The sequence below is a fragment of the Streptomyces echinatus genome (assembly GCF_014203595.1).
Lineage (GTDB): Bacteria > Actinomycetota > Actinomycetes > Streptomycetales > Streptomycetaceae > Streptomyces > Streptomyces echinatus.
In genome coordinates this window covers 210300-233076 of record NZ_JACHJK010000007.1, presented here as the reverse complement: position 1 = coordinate 233076, position 22777 = coordinate 210300, and the positions used below count along the sequence as shown (strand labels likewise).

Sequence of the window (22777 nt, the reverse complement as noted above, 5' to 3'; positions counted from 1 at the left end):
ATGGGGCCACCCGGGCACGGCGATGTGCGAGTCCCCTGTGCGCGCCGTGTGCCTCGTGTGGCGAGTGTGGAAAGACTAGGTCATGTCACCGACAACAGCGCCAGGGCCCCGGAGACCAGGGTGCGGACACCCGGGGCAACCGTGGACAGGTCGGGCGCGAAGTGGGGACTGTGGTTGCTCGGCACCGCCGCGAGTTTCTCGGGGAGGGTGTCACCGGGCGCCCGCTCCCACACTTCGGCGGGTGTGGTGGTGACGAACCAGTACGCGTACGGGAGGGAGCCGAGGGCGAGTTCGGGGAAGTCCTCGCTGCCCATCGCCGGGCCGGGATCGAAGACCGTGCCCGCGCCGAACACCTCGCCGTGCACGGCGGCCACGGCGGCGTCGGTGCCGGCGTCGTTCACGGTCAGGGGGAAGGTGGCGCCGACGGTGACGTCCGGTTCGCGCGGGCAGCCGGCGGCCAGGCACTCGCCGTGCGCGATGCGCCGGACCGCGGCCAGCATCCGCTGCCGGACGGCCTCGGACTGGGTGCGCAGGTTCAGCGCGACGCGGGCCTCGGCGGGAATGATGTTGTGCCGGCTGCCGGCCTCGATCCGCCCCACCGTCAGCACCGCGGACTCGCCCGCGGCGATCTCCCTCGACACCACCGTCTGCAGCCGGGTGACGAGGTAGGCGGCCGTCACCACCGGGTCCACGGTCGCCTCCGGGCGCGAGCCGTGCCCGCCCCGGCCGTGCACCACGATGTCCACGTCCGTGGAGGCGGACATGATCAGGCCGGGGGCGTGCGGGTACAGGCCCGCGGGGCCCGGGGCGGCGTGCTGCCCGAGCAGGACGTCCGGCCGCCCGAACCGCTCGTACAGCCCGTCGGCGACCATCCGGGCCGCGCCCTGCCCGGTCTCCTCGGCGGGCTGCCCCACCACCAGCAGCGTCCCGTTCCAGGCCTCCCGCCCGGCCGCCAGCGCCTGTGCCGCCCCGGCCAGCCAGGTGACGTGCAGGTCGTGCCCGCAGGCGTGCATCACCCCGGCGGTGCCGGAGGCGTACGGCAGGCCGGTCTCCTCGGCGACCGGGAGCGCGTCCATGTCGGCCCGCATCAGCACGACGGGCCCGTCCCCGTTGCGCAGCACCCCGGCGACCCCCGTGCCGCCGATGCCCCGGGCGACCTCGTACCCGGCGTCCTCCAGCCGCCCGGCGAGCTTCGCGGCCGTGCGGTGCTCGCGCAGGGACAGCTCGGGATGCCGGTGCAGGTCCCGGTAGAAGTCCTCCAGGGCCGGGACGGGAAGACCGGCGGTCAGTTCCATGGCGGCACGGGCGGCGGGGGAGGTCACGGGGTCAGGTTAGGCCCCGGCCGGCGGACTCCACAGGGGAACGGGCCCGAAGAGGCGCGTGCCCCCGGGCCGTCAGTGCGCGGCCTGCCGGGACGCCGGCGGCGCCGGCGGCGCGTCGGCCGCGCGGGCCGGACCGGCGTTGGCCGCGAGGAGCAGCGCCGTGGCGGCGACGACGGCCGCGACGACCCCCCGGGCCGCGGTGACCCGCCCGGCCGGGCGCGGGTGGGTGTGGGAGAGGGCGGTGGGGGGTGCGTAAGGTGCGGATGTACGTCCGGGCACGGCGACCTCGCAACACAACAGCGGCGTATTAAGCGTGCTTAATCCGCCATTTAACCTAGGGGTTACCGGATCCCAACGGCAAGAGGTGCCGGAGGAGTTGGGGGTGGCAGGGGTATGCCGGAGCGGGACGATCCAGAGGTCGTCGGGCGGCGTGTGCAGCGACTGCGCACGCAGCGCGGTCTCACCCAGAGGCAGTTGGCCGAACCCGCTTACACGCCCGCCTACATCTCCACCCTGGAGGCCGGCCGGGCACGGGCCTCGGACGAGGCGCTCCGGCACATCGCGGACCGGCTCGGGGTCGCCTTCGAGGAACTGGCCGTCGGCCGACCCGCCCACCTCGCCACCGGCGTCCGGCTGCGGCTGACCGAGGCCCAGCGCGCCCTCGCCGACGGCCGGGCCGAGGAGGCCGCCGCCCAGTACGCCGTGCTGCGCGCCGAGGCGGAGGCCCACGGGCTCGGGTGCGAACAGGCCGCCGCCCTGCTGGGGCTCGGCGAATGCGCTTTGGAGACCGGGCGGCTGACCGAGGCGCGCGAGCACTTCGAGCGGGCCGAGGAGCAGATGGCGGGGAAGGCCCTGCCGGTGCGCGTGCCCGCCGTGCGGGGCCGGGCCGTCGCCCACTACCTGGCGGGCGAACTCCGGTACGCGGTCTACCTCCTGGAGTCGACCCTCGACGAACTGAACCGCGGCGGACTGCACGACCCCGACGCGCTCCTGCTGCTCTACGCCAGCGTCATCGGACCGTACATGGACATGGGCGCCCACGCCCGTGCCGCCCAGGCCGCCGAGTTCGCCCTAGCGCTCGCCCCGCGGGCCGGCGATCCCGCGCTGATCGCCCGGATGCACCGCTCGGTGGCCCGTACCCTGCTCGCCGAGGGCCGGATGGCCGAGGCCGACGTCTCCCTGGCCAAGGCCGCCGAGCTGTACCGCCAGCTGCGCCTGCGCACCGAGCTGGCCAACTGCCACTGGATGCGCGGCTACGTCTGTGCGCAGAACGGCGAACTGGACCGCGCCGAGGCGGAGCTGCGGCAGGCCCACACCATGCTCTCGGCGAGCCGGGCCGCCCTGTACCGCAGCCAGGCCGCCGTCGAACTCGCCGACGTCCTGCACCGCCGGGGCAAGTCCGAGGAGGCCGCCGAGCTGCTGGAGGGCGTCCTCGGGGACTTCTCCTCCGAGCGCGGCGCCGTCCACGCCGCCGCCGCGCACCGCCTGCTCGGCATCATCGCCGAGGACGGCCGGGACACCGAGGCGGCGGAGGAGCACTACGTCCGCGCCCTCAGCCTCCTGGAACGCGCGGGCGCGGCCGGTGACCTGGCCGACCTGTGCCGCCTCCTGGGCGACCTGCTGCGCCGCACGGGCCGCGTCGAGGCCGCCCTGGACGCCTACCGCACCGGCCTGGGGCACCGCACCGCCCCCGGCACCACCACCCTGGGCCCGGCCCCGGCACAGCCCCCGCTGTGAGCCGGGGCCCGGCCCGGTCTCACACCTGTGCCCGGCCCCGGCACAGCCCCCGCTGTGAGCCGGGGCCCGGCCCGGTCTCACACCTGTGCCCGGCCCTGCCTGCGGATGTCCGCCAGCCGGAGGGCGCCGATCTGGACGGCGGCCTGGGTCGCGTCGTTCGGCACGTCGCCGAGACCGCCGTTGGTCAGGGCGAAGGCGTCCTCGCCGATCCGGACGGCGGCCACGTCCATGGTGAGCAGGAACTCCTGCCCGTCGTCCGACATACCGGCGAAGGTGACCCGCAGGCCCTGGCGGACGTCACCGACCTCCGGCAGCGGGGCGTTCACCACCTGGACGTCCTCCACGAGCCCGAGGTCCGTGGTGGCCGTGAACCGCGCGCAGTTCGTCGGCATCGTCCCCAGCCAGGCCAGCGTGGTGTCGACGTCCGCGGGGCGGCGGGCGCCGATCTGGAAACGGATCTGGGCGTCGGTGTCGGCGTCGTCGAGGCCGATGGCGACGCGGGCCGGGGCGCCGAGGAGCTCGTCGCTGTAGAGGGCGTCCAGCAGCCGCTGGCACTCGGCGACCGTGGTGCGCGTCTTCAGCAGGGCGTCCCGCCAGGTGGCCGCGCCGCGCGTGGCGGTCCAGGGGGCGCCGAGGTCCGTCTGGGTGATCAGGGCGCCCTGCGCCTGCTCGTCGGTGAGCGTGGAACCGTCGGCCCGCGCGGACGCCTTGGACGTCGGCGCGGGCCGGTCGAGCGTGGGCAGGGGGTGCGGGGCGCTCCGCGGGTGTTCCAGGCCGAGGGCCGCGCAGCCGCCCCCGACGAGGAGGCCGGTGGCCATGAGCGGGAGGAGGACGGCACGGGGTATGCGGGGGCGTATCGCGGGGGACATCGATGCCTCCTGGGCTGCGTGCGGCCGGCGGACTGCCTGCTCTCACGGCATCACCGGCCCGGCCGGCCCACCAGCGCTCCGGTCCGTACGGGTGAGGGGCGGAGGAAAACGTGTGGTGCGGGCCGGACGGGGGCTGTTACGGTCCCGTCCATGCAGCGCGCCCAGCAGTGCCCGTCGAGCACGACGACGCCGGAGACCGTCCCGGCGCGCTGACACCTGTCCAGCACCGAAGCCCCGGGGCGTACGCCCCGGGGCTTCGGCATTGCCACGGGGTGTCCGCCTCTCCCGCCGACCCCACGGAGGAGACCCCATGAACGACCGGAACGACCGGGTGAGCGACGACGGCCAGGGCCGGCTCCCCGACCACCGCCGCCTCGGCCGGGAACTCGGCCTCTTCGACACCGACCCGCTGATGGGCGCCGGCCTGCCGTACTGGCTGCCCGACGGCGCGGTCGTCCGGCACACCCTGGAGGAGTACATCCGGGACGCCGAACGCCGGGCCGGCTACCGGCACGTGTACTCGCCCGAGATCGGCAAACGGGAGCTGTACGAGATCTCCGGGCACTGGGACCACTACCGCGACGACATGTACCCGCCGATGCGGCTCGGCGCCGAGGAGGCCGTGCTGCGGCCCAGCCTCTGCCCCCACCACGCCCTGATCTACCGCTCCCGCTCCCGCAGCTACCGCGAACTTCCCCTTCGCTTCGCCGAGTTGGGCACCATGTACCGCGCCGAGCTGTCCGGCGTCCTGGGCGGCCTGACCCGGGTGCGGGCCATCCGGCTCAACGACGCCCACATCTTCTGCACCCTGGACCAGGCGGTGGCCGAGGCCCGCGCCGCCCTGGAGCTGATCGCCCGCGCCTACGCCGACCTCGGCATCGAGGCCGTACGCCACCGCCTCTCCCTGCCCGGTGCGGGCGGCAAGTACGTCGCCGACCCGGACCTGTGGCACCGGGCCACCGGACTGCTGCGGGAGGTCCTCGCCGAGGCGGGGGTGGCGTACGAGGAGGCGGAGGGCGAGGCCGCGTTCTACGGCCCGAAGATCGACGTGCAGATCGCGGATCCGGCGGGCCGCGAGTCCACCCTGTCCACCGTGCAGATCGACTTCCACCAGCCCGCCCGCTTCGGCCTGCAGTACATCGGCGCGGACGGCGCGAAGCACCGGCCGGTGATGGTGCACCGCAGTGTCGTCGGCAGCGTCGAGCGGGCCGTCGCCCATCTGACCGAGGCCCACGGCGGGGCGTTCCCGGCCTGGCTGGCCCCGGTCCAGCTGGTCGTGCTGCCGGTCGGCGAGGAGCAAGTGGAGCGGGCGGTGGCGGTGGTCCGCGAGGCGGTCGCGCTCGGCCTGCGCGCCGAACTCGCCGGACCCGGTCAGGGCACCCTGGGCGCCCGGATCCGCGCGGCGCGCCTGGTGCCGCGCCTGGTGCCGTACCAGGCGGTGATCGGTGCCCGGGAGGCCGGCGCCGGGCTGGCCGCCGTACGGCTGCGGGACGGGCGGCGGCCCGGCGCGCTCCCGGTGTCCGAGGTGCTGGGCCGGATCGCCGAACGGGTCGCGGCACGCGGCACCGCGCTCTGGGACCGTCCGCCCGGCACCGGCCACGGCGGCCCGGCCTGACTTAAGGTCGCAACGACGGAAGGAGTCCGCCGTGACCGGTCAGCCCATTCCCGTGATCATCGACTGCGACACCGGCGTCGACGACGCCCTGGCCCTGCTGTTCGCCGTACGCCACCCGGCGCTCGATCTGCGGGCGGTGACCTGCGTGGCCGGGAACACCGACGTCGACGGCGTGGTCCGCAACACCCTCACCGTGCTGGAGCAGGCGGGCGCCCCCGGCATCCCGGTGGGGCGGGGCGCCGAGCGCCCGCTGCTGGAGCCGGCCCGTTCGGCCCGGCATGTGCACGGCGCCGACGGCATGGGCGACCTGGGCCTGCCCGCGCCCACCCGGGTCCCGGCGGACGTCGACGCCGTCACCCTGCTGCGCCGGGAGATCCTCGCCTCCCCGCGCCCGGTGACCCTGATCCCGACCGCCCCGCTCACGAACATCGCGCTGCTGCTGCGCACCCACCCGGAGGTGACCCGGAACATCGAGCGGATCGTGTTCATGGGCGGCGCCGTGACCACCGGGAACGCCACGCCGGTCGCGGAGTTCAACGTGTGGCACGACCCCGAGGCGGCGGCGATCCTGCTCACGGCCGGGGTGCCGATCACGATGTACGGCCTGGACGTCTTCATGCGGGTCGTCGTCCCCGCCGGCGAGGTGCACCGGCTGCGCGCGAGCGGCGAGCCCGGCACGCGTCTGGCCGGAGAGCTCCTCGCGCACCGGCCGACCGCCCAGGGCGAGCAGCCGGAGGCGGAGGAGGCGGGCGGCCTCGGCGACGCGGGCGCGGTGTGCGCGGTCGCCGACCCGCGGGGCATCAGCACCCGGCTGCTGCCGGTCGAGGTCTCGCTGGCGCCCGGTCCGTCCCGGGGCCAGACCGTCGTGGACCGCCGTCCCCGGCCCGGCGAGTCCGAGATCCACGAGGGGGGACGTGAACGGGCCCTGGTGGACGTGGCGTTGGACGTGGACGTCGACCGGTACGTGAAGCTGTACCTGGAAACGGTCGAACGCTAGTTCTTGTTCCTTTCCCGGGCAAGGTGGACAGATTCTGTACTGTCGACCGCACGGCACAGCGACCGTCGTACCGCCCGAACGGAGCCCGTATGGCAGCCCTCCCGCCGGACCCCTCACCGGACCTCTCGTCCCGGAACCCCGACTGGTGGCGGCAGGCCGTCGTCTACCAGGTCTATCCGCGCAGCTTCGCCGACGCCGACGGGGACGGCCTCGGCGACCTCCGGGGCGTCACCGAGCGGCTGAACCACCTGGCCACGCTCGGCGTGGACGCCCTGTGGCTGAGCCCCTTCTACCCCTCCGAACTCGCCGACGGCGGCTACGACGTCGGCGACCCGCGCGGTGTCGACGAACGCCTCGGCACCCTGGACGACTTCGACGCCCTGGTGGCCGAGGCGCACCGCCTCGGCCTCAAGGTCGTCGTGGACGTCGTCCCCAACCACACCTCCCGGCTGCACCCCTGGTTCCAGGAGGCGTTGCGCGCCGCCCCCGGCTCCCCGGCCCGGGACCGCTACGTCTTCCGGCCGGGCCGGGGCGCGCACGGCGAACTCCCGCCCACCGACTGGCAGTCGGTGTTCGGCGGCAGCGCCTGGCGGCGGGTCCCCGACGGCGAGTGGTACCTGCATCTCTTCGCACCCGAACAGCCCGACCTCAACTGGGGGAACGAGGAGGTCCGCGCCGACTTCCGGACCACCCTGCGGTTCTGGTCCGGCCGGGGCGTCGACGGCTTCCGCGTCGATGTCGCCCACGGCCTGGCCAAGGACCTCGCGGAGCCGCTGCGGGACGTCGGCGACATCGGCGCGACCGGCGAGGCGGCCCTGCAGCGGACGGCACCGGGCAGCCACCCCTACTGGGACCGTGACGAGGTCCACGAGATCTACCGCGACTGGCGGAAGATCTTCGACGCCTACAGCCCGCCGCGCACCGCCGTCGCCGAGGCCTGGGTCCCGGGTGCCCGGCGTGCCCTGTACGCCCGTCCCGACGAACTGGGCCAGGCGTTCAACTTCGAGTACCTGGAGGCGGGGTGGGACGCGGAGGAGCTGCGTGAGGTCATCACCGGGTCGCTGGCCACGGCCCGGGCCGTCGGGGCCTCCGCTACCTGGGTGCTGTCCAACCACGACGTCGTCCGGCACGCGTCCCGGCTCATGCTGCCGCCCGGCACCGACCCGGCCGCCTGGCTGCTGTCCGGCGGCGCGGCACCCGCGGTGGACCCGGCGGCCGGGCTGCGCCGGGCCCGGGCGGCGACCCTGCTGATGCTGGCGCTGCCCGGCTCGGCCTACCTGTACCAGGGCGAGGAACTCGGCCTGCCCGAGGTCGCCGACCTGCCCACGGAGGTGCTCCAGGACCCGATCTGGGAGCAGACCGGCCATGTCCGCAAGGGCCGCGACGGCTGCCGGGTGCCGCTGCCGTGGACGACGGCCGGACCGTCGTACGGCTTCGGTCCCGGCGCGGCCTGGCTGCCGCAGCCGTCGTCCTTCGCGGCGTGTTCCGTCGAGGCGCAGACCGGTGCCGAGGGCTCCACGCTGGAGCTGTACCGCACGGCCCTGCGGCTGCGCCGCAAGCTGCTGGAGGGCGAGGCGCTGACCTGGACGCCGGGCGCGCCCGCCGGAGTGCTGGACTTCGCCCGCACGGAGGTCTGGCGCAGCGTCACCAACCTGGGCTCCGAGCCGGTACCGCTGCCGCCCGGCGAGATCCTGCTGAGCAGCACACCGCCGGCGGACGACAGAACCCTGCCACCGGACACGACGGTCTGGCTGGCCTGACCGACGGACGGCCGACGGACCGGCGACGGATGGACGGCCGACGGACCGGCGACGGGCGGGTGCGGGGACCACGAGCCCGGTCCGGTCCGGAGGGGCGGCCCTAGGGGGCTTCGTTTGGATCAGCCCGGGTCCGCGACGCCCGGCACGGCACTCCCCCAGCCTTCGGCCGGGGGTACCCCCACGCCGCGTTGTCGGACCACCCGAGTACGCCCAGTACGCGGATGGTCCTCCGCCTTGCGATGCACCGCACCGGACGCCGCGGCCTGATCCGACCTGATCCAAACGAAACCCCCTAGCCGGCCGACGGGCTGGGGCCGGGGGCGGCGCCCGCCGGTCCGCCGCCGGTGAGGCCGCTCAGGTCCAGCGGCGTGGAGGTGGCGGTCGGCGGCGGGGCCAGTACCACCTCCGGCTGGCCCGCGGCGGGCGGCGGCGGGGTCAGGTCGGACTGGGGCAGCTTCGGCGGTGTGGTCTGGTTGAAGAGGGTCTGGTCGAAGTCCACCAGACCGGTCTTCTCCATCACCGTGATGTGGTCGAGCACGGTGTCGTTGGCCTGGTCGGCCAGGGCGCGGACCAGCGAGTTCTTGGTAGTGGAGCGGATCTTCGCGATGGTGTTGAAGATCGATCCGTGGGTCATCCGCAGGATGTTGGCGAAGTCGGTGTCGAACTGCTTGCCGGTCTCCCCCTTGAGCTGGGTGACGAAGCCCTCCTGCTGCGGGCTCGCGATGTTGGGCAGCGTGATGTTCAGCATCGGGGCGATCTTGCGGCAGGAGGCGTCCAGCGCGGCATGCCCGTCGACCAGGTGCTCGCTGGCCGTCTTCACCCCCTTGGAGGAGCCCTTCTGCAGCCCGATCTGACCGAGCGGGTACTCCCACAGGCCGGCCGCCCGCACCTTCACCACGAAGTCCCGGTCCTGCTCGGTGAGCGGTCCCCACTGGGTGTTGGCGATGATGCGGGACTGGTCGGTGGTGACCTTGTCCAGGCCGAGCATGCCCGGGTAGGCGAGTGCCGCGAGGGTGAGGGCCATGGCACCGCCCACGAAGAGAGTTCCCGTCGCGTTACGCGAAAAGCGCACCGTTCCTCCTGCCCGGCCGTGGATCCGGCCCACGGTGACGGCGTGGGCGGTTGGACGCACAGGAGTACGGACGGGAGAGCCGTTCGTCTCTGCCGCGCGGGTAAAAACTGTGAATAGGCGTTCGGGGCGACCGATTGCCCTTCGTTGGTGTACATGACATACGGTTGCCGAAACGTTGACCATCGGGCGGGCGAAGGCGTACCGGGCGCGGTCCTAGATTCGCCGCATGCCTCCACAGCCCCCGCCCCGTCCGCCCGTCGCGCTGCCCGTCCTGCCCTACCGCAAGCCCACCCGGGGCCGCGACTACTGGGTGCTGGACGACGTGCTGCCCGACATCGACGCCGTACGGCAGCGCTGCCTGGCCAAGGACGACTGGGCCGAGGGGTATCCGTACACCTCCGAGGCCTGGCCCGGACTGCGCGCCATGCCCGGCCTCGAACCCGGCGAACTGGCCCGCGTGGAGCGGCTGGTGAAGAAGGCGACCGGGGCGCGGGAGCTGTGGGTGCAGGGGACCCCCGGCGGCGGCACCCTCAACCACAACTGCGTGCAGGTGGTCGGCGCGGGCGAGAGCGAACCCCGCCCGCACACCGACTCCCGCGCCCTGTGCCGGTACGCGGCCGTGCTCTACCTCAACCCGGACGTTCCCAAGGACTGCGGGACCGCGTTCTACCGCCAGTCGCTGCCCGGCGGCCGGCTCGGCGGCAATCTCGTCCAGGCCCCGCACACCAACCTCGTCGAGGCCCTCGGCACGCGGTTCGTCCCGGCGGACCACTTCGAGGAGGACGTGCGCGTCCCGCACCGGTACAACCGCCTGCTCCTCTACCACGCCAACCTGGTGCACAGCGCGACCGCTTACACCGGACGGACGCTGGAGGAGAAACGGATGACGGCGGTCTTCTTCTGGATGGCCTGAGCGGCCGGTGTGAGGCGGTGGCCCGCGCGGTACGGATGGTGGGCATGAGCAGTGTCGCCATCGTGGGAGCCGGCCCCGGGCTCGGGGCCGCGGTCGCCCGGCGGTTCGGGCGGGAGGGGTTCCCCGTCGGGCTCGTCGCCCGGGACCGGGGGCGCCTCGGTGTGATCGTCGACGGGCTCGCGGACCAGGGGATCGTCGCCCGCGGGTTCGCCGCCGACGTGCGCCGGCCGGAGCAGCTGGCCGCGGCACTGGGCGAACTCGCCGACGCCCTCGGGACCGTCGAGGTGCTGCAGTACAGTCCGGTGCCGCACCGGGACTTCATGCGGCCCGTGCTGGACACCGGGCACCGGGACCTGGTGGGGCCGATCGAGTTCTCCGTCTACGGACCGGTGGCCGCCGTGCAGCAGGTGCTGCCGGGGATGCGGCGGCTCGGACGCGGGACGATCCTGTTCGTCAACGGCGGGAGTGCCGCCGTGCCGCACCCCGAGCGGGCCGGGACCTCCATCGCCTTCGCCGCGGAGAGCGCGTACGGCCATCTGCTGCACGACCGGCTCGCGGCCGAGGGGATCCACGTCGCCCAGCTGGTGATCCCGGGGGCGATCACGGCGGGACACGCGCGCAAGGACCCGGACGTGCTCGCGCGGACCCTGTGGACCATGCACCAGGAGCGCCACGGCTTCCGCCACTACGCCGACGACCTCGCCGACTGACCCCACCCACGGGCCCCGGGGCGGTCACCCTGCGGGGAGTGGATTTGTGGGCCAATATGGTGATGTTGGCCGCTTCGGTCTCTTCAAAGGGGGCCTCTATGGCTGTGGAAATCCCTGCGCTCGTCAAGACGTCCCGTCTCAGGAGCCGGGGCGGTTTGCTGGGCGAGTGCCTGGCGGAGTTCCTCGGAACCTTCGTCCTCATCTCCTTCGGCTGCGGTGTCGTCGCGATGGCGGTGGCCGCGCTGCCCGGTTCGGGCCGGGCCGCCACCCCCACCACGATCTTCCTCGCGGCGGGCGACTGGCTGCTCATCACCTGGGGCTGGGCCTTCGCCGTCGTGTTCGGCGTCTACGTCGCCGGCGGCATCAGCGGCGCCCACCTCAACCCGGCGGTGACCCTGGCGATGGCCCTGCGCCGGGGATTCTCCTGGGCCAAGGTGCTGCCGTACTGGTTCGCGCAGGTCGTCGGCGCCCTCACCGGCGCCGCGCTGGTCTACCTCGTCTACCACGACGCCATCAACACCTTCGACAGCATCGCGCCGGGGCCCAAGGTCAACGGGCACACGAACGCCACCTTCTCCATCTTCGCCACCTTCCCGGCCCCGTACTTCCAGGGCGGCGTCTGGGGACCGCTGATCGACCAGATCGTCGGTACGGCCTTCCTGCTCATGCTGATCGCCGCCGTCATCGATCTGCGCAACCAGGCCGTGAAGGCCAACCTCGGACCGCTGGTGGTGGGTTTCGCCGTCGCCGCCATCGGCATGTCCTACGGCGCGAACGCGGGCTACGCCATCAACCCCGCCCGCGACTTCGGACCGCGCCTGCTCACGTACGCGGAGGGCTGGGGCAGCCTGGCGTTCCCGGGAAGCGTGGCCGGTGTCTTCAGCAACTACTGGTGGATCCCCATCGTCGGGCCGCTCGTCGGCGGCGCGATCGGCATCCTGGTCTACGACCTCTTCATCGGTGACGTCCTCATCGTCCGGTCCGAACTGGCCGAACTGCCCCCGGTGGGCCGGTCGACCCCGGTGCGGACCTCCGACGAGGAGTGACCGGCGGCCGCCGGGCCCCCGCGGGACCCGGCCGTTCGCCCGCCGTCAGGTCCCCTCGCCGGTGATCGTGACCTTGGCGCCGACCACGGTGTGCTCGTACAGCCAGCGCGCGTCGGCGGTGCGCAGGCCGATCAGGCCCAGCGTGGACGGGCGTCGGCCGGGGACGTCCACCGTGGAGTCGGTGCCGTAGACGAAGTGCTGGTCGCCGCGCCGGCCGAGGAAGGCCAGCACCCACTCGTGCTCCTCCACCACGCCCGTCGGCGAGGAGCTGAACCGCACGCGGCGCAGGCGCTCGGTGACGCGGGCGACCGCGTCACCCCGGAACGGCTGGTTCATGCCGGGCGCCGAGACGGAGAACGTCCGTCCGCCAGCGCTCAGTTCCAGTCTGGTCAGATCGATCCTGATGTCGTCGACGGTGGTGCCGTCCGGGGACGGGGGCGGCGCCGGAGCGGTGGTGGAGGCGGTGGCCGCGGGCGGGCGCGTCGGCCGGTCGGCGGGGTCCAGCAGGACCGTGCCGGCCACGACGGCCGTGCCCGCGACGACGAGCCCGGCCGACACCAGCGCGGCCCGGCGGGTGCGGCGGCGCCGGGCGGCCTGCCGCCGCACGAAGGCGCCCGGCGCGGGGGCGGAGCGCCGGCCCTGGACGGCCACCTCGCGCAACGCCTCGCTGAGCCGGTCGGAGAGTTCCTCGGGCGCGGCCGGGCCCGACGGTTCATGAGGCATGGGTGGCCTCCTTCGTCCCGGTCATGGTCTCAGCCTCCTCGGGCGACAGATGACGGGCGAGTGCGGCGCGGCCACGGGCCAGCCGTGCCTTGACCGTGCCGACGGGCGAGCCGGTCTCCGCGGCGACCTGGTCCACGCTCAGGTCGCACACGTGGTGCAGGACCACGGCCAGCCGTTGCGCCGGGGGCAGTTCGCGCAGGGCGGCGACCAGGGCGACGTGCTCGGGGCCGGGGCCGGGCGCCTGTTCCGGCGGCGTGTCCTTGCGGACGAGCTCCAGCCAGCGCCGGGCCCGCCGGAAGCGGCTGACCGCGAGCCGGGTGGCGACCGTGCGGATCCACGCCTCCGGGGCCTCGGCCGCGTCGAACGACGTACGCCGGTCCCAGGCCCGGACGAACGCCTCCTGCACCACGTCCTGTGCCTCGGCGTGATCGCCGGTGAAGGCGTACAACTGCCCCACCAGCCGCGGGAAAGCGGACGCGTAGAAGGCGTCGAACTCCTCCTCCGTCATCCGGCCCCCCATGTCCCCGTCCCGGAGGAGCGATCCTACGTGGCGTGCCGGGCCCCGCCCGTACGCCACGGGCCCGCGGAATTTCCCGCGGGCCGGATGCAACCGGGGCTCCGTGCGGTGCGTACAGACGATGTCCGTACACACCTCAGGGGGAAAATCCGTGTACACCCACGACGCGCCCGGCCGTCCGGCCGCAGGCCACCCGCACCGCCCGGCCGGCCGCGACACCCACGGCCCGGCCGGCCGCCGTCCGCGCCGCCCGCGTTCCGTCGCCGCCGCCCTCGCGGCGGCCTGCGGGCTCCTGCTCGCGGCGACCGGCTGCGCGGGCACCACCTCGTCGGCCGCCGCCGAACCCACCGCCCCGGCCGCCGGGGGCACGCACCGGCCCACCGCCGCGCCGAGCCGGACCGCGCCCGCCGTCCCCGAGCCGGCCGCCCTCGCCGGCGCCCGGGTCAATGTCGGCGAAGGTGCCACCGTGGGCGTCGGCATGCCGATATCCGTCACTTTCCCGCACCCGGTCCCCGAGTCCCGGCGGGCGGCGGTCGAGCACTGGCTCTCCGTCGGCACCGAGCCGTCCGTCACGGGCGCCTGGAGCTGGGTGAAGGACCGCAACCTGCTCGACGGACAGCGCGTCGACTACCGCCCGCCGGCGTACTGGAAGCCCGGCACCCGGGTCACGCTGCGCGTCGGCACCCAGGCCGTACGGCACTTCACCGTCGGCCGCTCGCTGACCGCGACCGTCGACGTGCGCGGCCACACCATGACCGTCGAGGAGGACGGCAGGCCCAGCACCCGGATCCCGGTCACCGCGGGCCGGCCCGGCCTGGACACCTGGAACGGCACCATGGTGGTGATGGACAAGCAGCCCAAGGTCTACATGGACTCCCGGACCGTCGGCCTCGGCGACGCCTACCACGGCTACTACGCCTGGGCCGTGCACGTCACCACGTCCGGCACCTACGTCCACCAGAACCCCAACGCGAACACCTACGCCGGCCGGGACAACGTCACCCACGGCTGCGTCGGCCTCGCCACCGACGGCACGGCCGAACGCTTCTACCAGAGGGTCATGCCGGGCGACGTCATCCGCGTCACCGGTTCCAAGGAGACCGTCGAGGCCGGCAACGGCTACGGCGACTGGAACCTCACCTGGTCCGAGTGGCTGTCCCACAGCGCGACCGGCAAGGGCGGCACCGGCCACGCGCGGCCGTAGCCGCCGGCCCGCCCGCCCGGGCCGCGCGGCGAACGCGGACGTCAGAACGTCAGCAGCAGCGTGGCCAGGGTGGTGAAGCCGGCGCACACCGCGAGCGCCACGCCCACGCAGCGCCGCCGCAGCACCTGGTAGCGGTGCTCGTACTCGGCGCGCAACGACGCGCAGCGGGCCGCGATCCGTTCGAGGTCCGCCCGGGCCCGCCGCAGACTGTCGGCGGTGTAGCGCCGCTCGATCTCCTCGCGCTGCGCCGTCGTCAGCCAGTCCAGGGTGCCGGAGAACTCCCGCGCGCGCCGCTCGGCCTCGGCGACCCTGGCCTGCCACAGCAGGTAGCCCTCCACCTCGTTGCCGAGGTCGCCGTCCGGGCCGGCTCCCTGCCGTTGCGGACCGCTCACCCGTGCCCTCGGTCGGTCGTGGCCGGGTATCCGTGGGCCTCGAACTCCTGCAGGGCGATGTCCGGGTGGTGCAGGTCGAACGCCGGGGACTCGCTGCGGACCCGCGGCAGGGTGACGAAGTTGTGCCGGGGCGGCGGGCAGGAGGTCGCCCACTCCAGCGAGCGGCCGTAGCCCCACGGGTCGTCGACGCCGACCGGCTTGCCGTACTTGGCCGTCTTCCACACGTTGTAGAGGAACGGCAGCATCGACAGGCCGAGCAGGAAGGAGCTGATCGTCGAGATCGTGTTCAGGGCGGTGAAGCCGTCGGTCGCCAGATAGTCGGCGTACCGGCGGGGCATGCCCTCGGCGCCCAGCCAGTGCTGGACCAGGAAGGTGCCGTGGAAGCCGACGAACAGCGTCCAGAAGGTCATCTTGCCCAGGCGCTCGTCCAGCAGCTTGCCCGTGAACTTGGGCCACCAGAAGTGGAATCCGGCGAACATCGCGAACACGACCGTGCCGAAGACCACGTAGTGGAAGTGGGCCACCACGAAGTACGAGTCGGAGACGTGGAAGTCCAGCGGCGGCGAGGCCAGGATGACACCGGTCAGGCCGCCGAAGAGGAACGTCACCAGGAAGCCGGCCGCCCAGAGCATCGGTGTCTCGAAGGACAGCGAGCCCTTCCACATCGTGCCGATCCAGTTGAAGAACTTCACGCCGGTCGGTACGGCGATCAGGAACGTCATGAAGGAGAAGAACGGCAGCAGCACGCCGCCGGTGACGTACATGTGGTGGGCCCACACCGTCACGGACAGGCCGGCGATCGCGATGGTCGCGGCGACCAGGCCCATGTAGCCGAAGATCGGCTTGCGGGAGAACACCGGGATGATCTCGGTGACGATGCCGAAGAACGGCAGGGCGATGATGTACACCTCGGGATGGCCGAAGAACCAGAAGAGGTGCTGCCAGAGCAGGGGCCCGCCGTTGGCCGGGTCGTACACATGGGCGCCGAACTGCCGGTCCGCCTCCAGCGCGAACAGCGCCGCGGCGAGACACGGGAAGGCCAGCAGGACCAGCACACCGGTCAGCAGCACGTTCCACACGAAGATCGGCATGCGGAACATGGTCATGCCCGGGGCGCGCATGCAGATGATCGTGGTGATGAAGTTGACCGCGCCGAGGATGGTGCCGAAGCCGGAGAAGGCCAGACCCATGATCCACATGTCGGCACCGGGGCCCGGGGTGCGGATGGCGTCCGACAGCGGGGTGTAGGCGAACCAGCCGAAGTCGGCCGCGCCGTCCGGGGTGAGGAAGCCGGCGACCGCGATCGTCGAGCCGAACAGGTACAGCCAGTAGGCGAACATGTTCAGCCGCGGGAACGCCACGTCGGGCGCCCCGATCTGCAACGGCATGATCCAGTTCGTGAAGCCGGCGAACAGCGGCGTCGCGAACATCAGCAGCATGATCGTGCCGTGCATCGTGAACATCTGGTTGTACTGCTCGTTCGAGATCAACTGGATGCCGGGGCGGGCCAGCTCGGCGCGCATGATCAGCGCCATCACCCCGCCGATCAGGAAGAACGCGAACGACGTCGACAGGTACAGCGTGCCGATGGTCTTGTGGTCGGTGGTGGTCAGCCACTTCACCACGACGTTGCCGGGCTGTTTGCGCCTGACCGGCAGCTCGTTCTCGTACGAGTCCTCAGCTGCCTCGGCACCGCCCTGGGGTTCGTTGAGGATGCTCACCAGTCGTCCGTCTCCCGATGCTCGACGTCGGCTCACGCCATGACGTGAGTCACCCGCCATCCTCGCCGCGCGAGGGCCGCCCTGTGCCCCCCTGAGCGGCCGACGCGCGGCCGTACGGATGACGGATACACCCGGACGGAGCAGCCGGGCGGGGTGCGCGGCCGCGGTCACACCGGCCGGGCCGCGCCCGGGGACGGCGAGGACGCGGTCATGTCCCGCGCGACCTCACGGGCCAGCGATCCGAAGAGCCGTACGGCCCCGTCCGGGCCGCCGGGCCGCCACGTCACGCGGTAGCGCAGCGGCTCGTCCTCCTCGACCGGGACGTAGGCGACCCCGGGCCGGCCGTAGTACCGGGCGATGTGGGCCGCCGTCAGCAGGGCGCCCCGGCCGCCCGCCACCAGGGTCAGCGCCTCCTGCAGCCCGGTGACGGCCGGCCCCCGCCCGATCGGCCTGCCGCCGGGGGTGCGGGTGGGCAGGTGGTGGCGCCGCCAGTACTCGGGGACCTCGCCCTCGATGGTCAGCAGCGCGACACCGGCCAGGTCCTCGGAGGTCACCGCGGGCCGCCCGGCCAGGCGGTGTCCCGCCGGGACGGCGAGCACCCGGCCCTCGGTCAGGAGCGTGGGCCCGTGCAGGAGGTCGCCCTCCCGCACGGGGAAGTCGGCCAGCTGGAGATCGAAGTCCCCGTTGCGCAGCATCCCGAACGGATCGGCCAGCGGCACCTCGCACACCTCGACGGTGAGACCCGGACGGGTGACGCGCAGCCGTTCGGTGACCCCCATCACCAGCTCGCCCGCCAGGGGCGTGGAGAAGCCGACGTGCAGGACGGCCTCCGTGGCCCGCGCCGAGGCCGCGGCGCGCGCCAGGGCGTCCTCGATGCCGCGGTGGTGCGGTTCGAGTTCGTCGCGCAGACGGCTGCCCAGACCGGTGAGCTCCACCCGCCGGCTGGTGCGCGTGAACAGGGCTGCTCCGACGCGCCGTTCCAGCCGCTGGACGAGCTGGCTCACCCGGGCCCGGGAGAGACGCAGCCGGGCGGCGGTGCGGCCGAAGTGCAGTTCTTCGGCGAGCACGAGGAAACAGCGGAGTTCGTTGTGGTCCACGCAGGTCTCCGGGGCCGTGTGGACAGGGATCCGGCACCGATCGGTAAGCCTGGCTGAACGAACGTTGCGATCATCGCTGTTGTTCCCGGCCGGGCGTCGGCGAAGGCTTGAGCCACCGACAACACCCCTTGCTCCGGTAGGAGTTCATCGTGGTGAGTACCTCGCGCGCCCCGGGCGCGCCGCCCGCCCGCACAGGGGGCGTCCTGCTCGTGCTGTGCGGCGCGATCTTCCTCGAAGGCATCGATGTGGCCATGCTCAACGTGGCCCTGCCCTCGATCCGCGCCGATCTCGGGATGTCCACGGGCGAACTGCAATGGGTCATGAGCGCCTACGTGCTCGGCTACGGCGGTTTCATGCTGCTCGGCGGCCGGGCGGCCGACCTGTTCGGGCGGCGGCGGATGTTCGTCCTGTGGCTCACCGTCTTCGTGCTGTTCTCGGGGCTCGGCGGCCTCGCCACCGGGGGGTGGACACTGATCCTCGCCCGGTTCGTCACGGGCGTCGCCGCCGCCTTCATGACCCCGGCGGGCCTGTCGATCATCACCACGAGCTTCGCCGAGGGTCCCGAGCGCAACCGGGCCCTGCTCGTCTACTCGGGCACCTCCGCGGCGGGCTTCACCGTCGGCCTGGTCGCCGGCGGACTGCTCACCGCCGTCCACTGGCGGTGGGTCTTCTTCGCGCCGGTCGTGCTCGCCCTCGTCATCCTGGCCGCGGCCCTGGTCTGCGTCCCGCCGGCGGAGCGCCCCGAACGGACGGGCCGGCGCGTCGACGCGGCCGGAGCGCTCACCGTCACCGCCGGACTCGTGCTGATCGTGCTGGGGGTCGAGCGCGCGGCCCACACCACGGCCGTCCTCACCGCCGGCACGCTGCTGGCCGGCCTGGCGTTCCTCGCGGCCTTCGTGCTCGTCGAACGGCGTTCCCCCGAACCTCTCGTACGCCTGGGCGTCCTCCGCGACGGTGCCCTGGTGCGGGCGAACCTGGCGGCGATGCTGTTCGCCGCCGGATTCTTCGGCTTCCAGTTCCTCGTCGTGCTCTACCTCCAGGAACTGCGCGGCTGGACCGCGCTGCAGACCAGCCTGGCGATGCTGGTCGCCGGCGTGGACGCGGTCCTCTCGCCGACCCTCACCCCACGTCTGGTCGACCGCTTCGGCAACGCCAGGGTGATCACCGGCGGGCTCCTCCTCGCCGCGCTCTCCTACGGACTGTTCCTGCCGGTGACGGCGGACTGGACCTACGCGGCGATGTTCCCGGGCCTGCTCGCCCTCGGCCTGGCCTTCTCCCTGGCCTACGGTCCGCTCACGATCGTGGCCACCGAGGGTGTCGCGGAGGAGGAGCAGGGACTCGCGGGCGGTCTCCTGTACACCGCCTTCCAGTCCGGCGCCGCACTCGGCCTCGCCGCCGTCACCGCGGTCGGCGCCCGCACGGACCCGCGCGCCGCGGGGGTGGACGGGATCCGGGCGGGGCTGCTGGTGCCGTTCGCGGCGGCCCTGCTGGCCGCCGCGATCAGCGCCTACCCGCGCCCCGGCTCGCGGAAGGCGGCCGGCTCCGTCGGCGTGACGCTCGTCCGGCCACGAGGGCGGCGACGGCGCCGACGGGAGCGGCGAGCAGCGTGATGAGGACGGGAGCGGTACGTGGAAGTCGCCCAGATGCGGGATCCTGACCGCCGCCGGGAATTCCCTGCCGCCGGAGTGTGACGCGACGGCACCCCCACCGCGTGTAAGGGACGACGCCGACCACGAGAGGACACACGGTGAGGGAAGCACCCGCGGACTACCTGGAGTTCGCAGTCGCCCGCAGCGGGCCGTTGTTCCGGACCGCCTGTCTGCTCACGGGCGACTGGCACCTCGCCGAGGACCTGGTGCAGGAGACCCTGGCCAAGATGTACCGGTCCTGGCGGCGCATCAACCGCGCGGAATCCCCGGTGGCCTACGCCGACACCGTGCTGGTGCGCACCTTCGTCTCCCAGCGCCGCCGGCGCAGCTCCACCGAGCGCCCCAGCGACCGGCTGCCCGACACCGCGGGACCGGCCCCGGACGCGGAACTGCGGATGGCCCTGCTGGACGGCCTGGCACAGCTGACGGCCAAGGACCGCGCCGTGCTGGTGCTGCGCTACTGGGAGGACCGCTCCGTGGAGGAGACCGCCCACGCCCTGAAGCTGTCGCCGGGTGCCGTGCGGACCAGGAGCATGCGCGCCCTGCAACGGCTGCGCACTCTGCTCGGCGCCGAGTTGGCCGACCTGACCGCATGACGACCGCGGCCCGGCGGTGCTCCGCGCCGCGGCCGGTCCCAGAAGAACGGAGAACCACCATGCCCCTCGACGAGGAGTACGGCGCACCGTCCGACGAGGAGTTCGAGACCCGCGTGGCCCGCGCCATGCACCACACCACCGGCGAGTTCCCGCCCCACTCCGCCGACCTGGTACGGCGTTCCGTCGGGCAGGGCCGCCGGATGCGGCTGTACGCCGCGGCCCGGATCACCGCCGCGGCCCTCGCCGTGGTCGCCGCGGGCGGCGGCCTGCTGGCCACCGGCGCGCTCGGCGGCCACGGCGACGGCACCCCCGAGCGGCTGCGGACCGCCGCACAGGGCCGGACCGGCCAGCCGGCCTCCCGGGCGGCCGCGCCGGTCGACGGCGACGAGATGGTCCGCACGCTCAGGAGCCTGCTGCCGCCGGGCGGCACCGTCTCCCATGCCTCCGGCAGGGGCACCGACGAAGGCGAATCCGGTGTCCGGGCCGCCGCCGAGCTCACCTACACCACCGCCGAGGGGTCCTCCGGCATCGACATCACCGTCGGCCGGCTGGACCCGGGCATCCCCGGCGACCAGCAGGGCGACGGCGGCTGCTTGCCGGTGGAGGTGCGCCCCTACGACACGTGCACCACCCAGAAGCTCGCCGGCGGGGCGGTGCTCGACACCACCAAGTCGTTCACCTACCCCAACGCCGACTCCGGCCAGAAACGCTGGTACGTGGTGCTCACCACCGCCGACGGCGCCCAGCTGACGGTGCAGGAGTTCGGCGGCGGCGGCGAGAAGGCGTCGTCCGGCGGAGCCGACCCGCTGCTGTCCGTCGCCCAGCTGACCTCGATCGTGCGCAGCCCCGCCTGGCACAAGGTGATCGCCGCGCTGCCCGCCCCGCAGGGAACCCCCGCCACCCCGGCCGAGCGCGCACCCGGGGCACGCCTGACCCGGGTGCTGAAGGCACACCTGCCCCACGGCGGGACCGTCTCCGACGTGAACGCCTCCGACGGACTGGTCCAGCTGGTGCACGACGACGGCCACGGAAAGAACATGGTCGAGGTCGACGTGCAGTTCGACAGGACCGACGACCTGGCCGGGCACATGGGCTGCGCCGGTGTCTCCGGTGACTGCGCGGCCACGACGCTGGGCGACGGCACCCGGGTCAAGAAGGTCCGGGGCACGTCGGAGAAGGGCGGCTCGGCGCAGGTGTGGTCGGTGGACGTGCTGTACCCGGACGGCCGCCGGGTGCTGGCCCGCGAGGTCAACTCCTTCGCCGAGAGCGCCCCGGTGACCCGCCCCCGGCCCGAGCTGAGCATGGACCAGCTGCGGGACATCGCGCTGGACAAGGGGTTCTTCACGGGCTGAGCGCGGCCTCCCGCGGAGCGCTCCCGCTCCGTTGACTCGGCTGATCGGCCGTGCGACGGTGAGGGAGCGCTCGTCTCGGGAATTACGGGGAAACTGGAGGCAAACCGCTGTGTCCTTCGGAAACGAAGACTCCCGCCCGCCCATGGACCGCAGCCTCACCTCCGACCAACTGGAGGCGTTCGAGAAGGAGTTCGCCGCCCGTCCGGCGAACCGGCTGATGCAGAACGCCGTCACCCAGACCTCCGTGGACGACGTCGCCCTCGACCGCCGGATCCTCACCGGCATCGACCACTCGGTCTCCCACCACCTGGACGACTGGAAGGTCACCGACCAGAAGCAGAGCGGGCGTTGCTGGATGTTCGCCGGGCTCAATCTGCTCCGCGTCGGCGCCGCGCGCGAACTGGGCGTGAAGGACTTCGAGTTCTCCCAGAACTATCTGCTCTGGTGGGACAAGTTCGAGCGGGCGAACCACTTCCTCGAGGCGGTCATCGACACCTCGGACCGGGACGTGGACGACCGCACGGTCGCGCATCTGCTGGCCGACCCGATCGGTGACGGCGGCCAGTGGAACATGTTCGTGGCCCTGGTCGCCAAGCACGGCCTGGTGCCGAAGTCGGCGATGCCGGAGACCGACAGCTCCTCCTCGACCAGGACGATGAACCGGGCCCTGCGGACCCTGCTCCGCCAGGGCGCCCGCGATCTGCGGGGGCTGGCCGGCGAGGGGACCGGCGCGCAGCGGCAGCACAAGCGGGAGGTGCTGGCCGCCGTCCACCGGGTGCTCGGCATCCACCTCGGCACGCCACCGCGGCGGTTCCTGTGGCAGTGGGAGGACAAGGACAAGGAGTTCCACCGGGACGGCTGGCTCACCCCGGCGGAGTTCGCCGCCTCGTACGTGCGGCTCCCGCTGGACGAGTACGTCTGCCTGGTGCACGACCCGCGCGAGTCGAGTCCGGTCGGCCGGACCTTCACCGTCGAGTACCTGGGCAACGTCGTGGACGCTCCGCCGGTGGTCTACCTGAACGTGCCCATGGACCTGCTGAAGCGGCTGGCCATGGACACGATCGTCGGCGGGGAGCCGGTGTGGTTCGGCTGTGACGTGGCCAAGATGATGCGCGCGGACGCCGGCGTCTGGGACGCCGGCCTGTTCGACTACGCCGCCGTCTACGACGCCCCCTTCACCATGGACAAGGCCGACCGGCTGCTGCACCACGACACCCAGATGACCCACGCGATGCTGTTCACCGGCGTCGACGTGGTGGACGGCAGCCCGCGCCGCTGGCGGGTGGAGAACAGCTGGGGCGACGAGAAGGCCGACAAGGGCTTCTGGACCATGAACGACTCCTGGTTCGGCGAGCACGTCTTCGAGATCGCCGTCCGCCGCTCCGCACTCCCCGCCGACCTGGCCGCCGCCCTCGAACAGCCCCCGATCGTCCTTCCCGCCTGGGACCCCATGGGCGCCCTCGCCGACTGACGGCTCCGGCAGGC

General features: G+C 73.2%; 21 protein-coding genes. 12 read left to right on the top strand and 9 right to left on the bottom strand.

The features are described 5' to 3' along the window. Positions 1-80: 80 nt before the first annotated feature. Positions 81-1322, bottom strand: a complete 1242-nt coding sequence (locus FHS34_RS20895) for an amidohydrolase (protein WP_184967624.1) — start codon at positions 1320-1322, stop codon at positions 81-83. Positions 1323-1394: 72 nt separating this feature from the next. After that, positions 1395-1601 carry a hypothetical protein gene (locus FHS34_RS20890; RefSeq protein WP_184968147.1) on the bottom strand — a complete coding sequence of 69 codons (207 nt, stop codon included), beginning with the start codon at positions 1599-1601 and terminating at the stop codon, positions 1395-1397. 114 nt (positions 1602-1715) lie between these two features. Here FHS34_RS20890 and FHS34_RS20885 point away from each other — a divergent pair, with 114 nt between their 5' ends. Then, positions 1716-3059, top strand: a complete 1344-nt coding sequence (locus FHS34_RS20885) for a helix-turn-helix domain-containing protein (RefSeq protein ID WP_184967622.1) — start codon at positions 1716-1718, stop codon at positions 3057-3059. A 77-nt stretch (positions 3060-3136) separates the two neighbouring features. Here the strand turns inward: FHS34_RS20885 and FHS34_RS20880 are convergent, their stop codons facing one another. Continuing rightward, entirely contained in the window at positions 3137-3928 is a 792-nt protein-coding gene (locus FHS34_RS20880) for a hypothetical protein (protein ID WP_184967620.1), read from the bottom strand. 310 nt (positions 3929-4238) lie between these two features. Here FHS34_RS20880 and thrS point away from each other — a divergent pair, with 310 nt between their 5' ends. From thrS to FHS34_RS20865, 3 genes are all read left to right on the top strand, one after another. Beyond that, positions 4239-5543, top strand: coding sequence for a threonine--tRNA ligase (gene thrS / locus FHS34_RS20875; protein ID WP_184967618.1), 1305 nt, complete (start codon positions 4239-4241; stop codon positions 5541-5543). 31 nt (positions 5544-5574) lie between these two features. Continuing rightward, on the top strand, positions 5575-6540 hold the full coding sequence (locus tag FHS34_RS20870) for a nucleoside hydrolase (protein WP_184967616.1): 966 nt from the start codon (positions 5575-5577) through the stop codon (positions 6538-6540). Between the two features lie 89 nt (positions 6541-6629). Then, a complete protein-coding gene (locus FHS34_RS20865) occupies positions 6630-8300 on the top strand; it encodes a glycoside hydrolase family 13 protein (RefSeq protein ID WP_184967615.1) in 1671 nt (556 codons plus the stop codon). A 292-nt stretch (positions 8301-8592) separates the two neighbouring features. Here FHS34_RS20865 and FHS34_RS20860 read toward each other — a convergent pair whose 3' ends face one another. Next, entirely contained in the window at positions 8593-9336 is a 744-nt protein-coding gene (locus FHS34_RS20860; protein ID WP_225817475.1) for a DUF4142 domain-containing protein, read from the bottom strand. Between the two features lie 262 nt (positions 9337-9598). Here FHS34_RS20860 and FHS34_RS20855 point away from each other — a divergent pair, with 262 nt between their 5' ends. The 3 genes from FHS34_RS20855 to FHS34_RS20845 all read left to right on the top strand — a co-directional run bounded on the left by FHS34_RS20855 (position 9599) and on the right by FHS34_RS20845 (position 12041). After that, positions 9599-10285 (top strand): DUF6445 family protein, encoded by a 687-nt coding sequence (locus FHS34_RS20855; protein WP_184967612.1) that lies wholly within the window; start codon positions 9599-9601, stop codon positions 10283-10285. Between the two features lie 44 nt (positions 10286-10329). Next, positions 10330-10995 carry an SDR family NAD(P)-dependent oxidoreductase gene (locus tag FHS34_RS20850; protein WP_184967610.1) on the top strand — a complete coding sequence of 222 codons (666 nt, stop codon included), beginning with the start codon at positions 10330-10332 and terminating at the stop codon, positions 10993-10995. 98 nt (positions 10996-11093) lie between these two features. Beyond that, positions 11094-12041 (top strand): MIP/aquaporin family protein, encoded by a 948-nt coding sequence (locus FHS34_RS20845; RefSeq protein ID WP_184967608.1) that lies wholly within the window; start codon positions 11094-11096, stop codon positions 12039-12041. A 45-nt stretch (positions 12042-12086) separates the two neighbouring features. Here FHS34_RS20845 and FHS34_RS20840 read toward each other — a convergent pair whose 3' ends face one another. Both FHS34_RS20840 and FHS34_RS20835 read right to left on the bottom strand, forming a co-directional pair. Further along, positions 12087-12764, bottom strand: a complete 678-nt coding sequence (locus FHS34_RS20840; RefSeq protein WP_184967606.1) for a L,D-transpeptidase — start codon at positions 12762-12764, stop codon at positions 12087-12089. After that, entirely contained in the window at positions 12754-13272 is a 519-nt protein-coding gene (locus tag FHS34_RS20835) for a SigE family RNA polymerase sigma factor (RefSeq protein ID WP_184967604.1), read from the bottom strand. The genes FHS34_RS20840 and FHS34_RS20835 overlap by 11 nt, the downstream gene beginning before the upstream one ends. Before the next feature lie 160 nt (positions 13273-13432). On the opposite strand from FHS34_RS20835, the gene FHS34_RS20830 reads away from it, so the two are divergent. After that, positions 13433-14485, top strand: coding sequence for a L,D-transpeptidase (locus FHS34_RS20830; protein ID WP_225817459.1), 1053 nt, complete (start codon positions 13433-13435; stop codon positions 14483-14485). 41 nt (positions 14486-14526) lie between these two features. Here FHS34_RS20830 and FHS34_RS20825 read toward each other — a convergent pair whose 3' ends face one another. From FHS34_RS20825 to FHS34_RS20815, 3 genes are all read right to left on the bottom strand, one after another. Then, entirely contained in the window at positions 14527-14877 is a 351-nt protein-coding gene (locus tag FHS34_RS20825; RefSeq protein WP_184967599.1) for a cytochrome C oxidase subunit I, read from the bottom strand. Then, the gene (gene ctaD / locus FHS34_RS20820) at positions 14874-16598 is read right to left on the bottom strand and encodes an aa3-type cytochrome oxidase subunit I (RefSeq protein WP_184967597.1); all 1725 of its coding nucleotides are present in this window, start codon (positions 16596-16598) and stop codon (positions 14874-14876) included. The genes FHS34_RS20825 and ctaD overlap by 4 nt, the downstream gene beginning before the upstream one ends. Before the next feature lie 167 nt (positions 16599-16765). Next, positions 16766-17695: a LysR family transcriptional regulator gene (locus FHS34_RS20815; RefSeq protein WP_184967595.1), complete on the bottom strand. Its 930-nt coding sequence runs from the start codon at positions 17693-17695 to the stop codon at positions 16766-16768. 152 nt (positions 17696-17847) lie between these two features. Here FHS34_RS20815 and FHS34_RS20810 point away from each other — a divergent pair, with 152 nt between their 5' ends. From FHS34_RS20810 to FHS34_RS20795, 4 genes are all read left to right on the top strand, one after another. Further along, entirely contained in the window at positions 17848-19305 is a 1458-nt protein-coding gene (locus FHS34_RS20810) for an MFS transporter (RefSeq protein ID WP_225817476.1), read from the top strand. 137 nt (positions 19306-19442) lie between these two features. After that, positions 19443-19940 (top strand): SigE family RNA polymerase sigma factor, encoded by a 498-nt coding sequence (locus tag FHS34_RS20805; protein WP_184967593.1) that lies wholly within the window; start codon positions 19443-19445, stop codon positions 19938-19940. Positions 19941-19999: 59 nt separating this feature from the next. After that, on the top strand, positions 20000-21292 hold the full coding sequence (locus FHS34_RS20800) for a hypothetical protein (RefSeq protein ID WP_184967591.1): 1293 nt from the start codon (positions 20000-20002) through the stop codon (positions 21290-21292). Positions 21293-21434: 142 nt separating this feature from the next. Further along, entirely contained in the window at positions 21435-22763 is a 1329-nt protein-coding gene (locus FHS34_RS20795; protein WP_184967589.1) for a C1 family peptidase, read from the top strand. The last annotated feature ends 14 nt before the right edge of the window (positions 22764-22777 follow it).

Excerpts from the sequence above, each read along its gene's own strand:
- FHS34_RS20885 (WP_184967622.1), top strand. The coding sequence starts at position 1,716 with ATGCCGGAGCGGGACGATCCAGAGGTCGTCGGGCGGCGTGTGCAGCGA.
- FHS34_RS20850 (WP_184967610.1), top strand. The coding sequence starts at position 10,330 with ATGAGCAGTGTCGCCATCGTGGGAGCCGGCCCCGGGCTCGGGGCCGCG.
- thrS (WP_184967618.1), top strand. The coding sequence starts at position 4,239 with ATGAACGACCGGAACGACCGGGTGAGCGACGACGGCCAGGGCCGGCTC.
- FHS34_RS20880 (WP_184967620.1), bottom strand. The coding sequence starts at position 3,928 with ATGTCCCCCGCGATACGCCCCCGCATACCCCGTGCCGTCCTCCTCCCG.
- FHS34_RS20840 (WP_184967606.1), bottom strand. The coding sequence starts at position 12,764 with ATGCCTCATGAACCGTCGGGCCCGGCCGCGCCCGAGGAACTCTCCGAC.
- FHS34_RS20800 (WP_184967591.1), top strand. The coding sequence starts at position 20,000 with ATGCCCCTCGACGAGGAGTACGGCGCACCGTCCGACGAGGAGTTCGAG.
- FHS34_RS20855 (WP_184967612.1), top strand. The coding sequence starts at position 9,599 with ATGCCTCCACAGCCCCCGCCCCGTCCGCCCGTCGCGCTGCCCGTCCTG.
- FHS34_RS20865 (WP_184967615.1), top strand. The coding sequence starts at position 6,630 with ATGGCAGCCCTCCCGCCGGACCCCTCACCGGACCTCTCGTCCCGGAAC.
- FHS34_RS20835 (WP_184967604.1), bottom strand. The coding sequence starts at position 13,272 with ATGACGGAGGAGGAGTTCGACGCCTTCTACGCGTCCGCTTTCCCGCGG.
- FHS34_RS20795 (WP_184967589.1), top strand. The coding sequence starts at position 21,435 with ATGGACCGCAGCCTCACCTCCGACCAACTGGAGGCGTTCGAGAAGGAG.
- FHS34_RS20845 (WP_184967608.1), top strand. The coding sequence starts at position 11,094 with ATGGCTGTGGAAATCCCTGCGCTCGTCAAGACGTCCCGTCTCAGGAGC.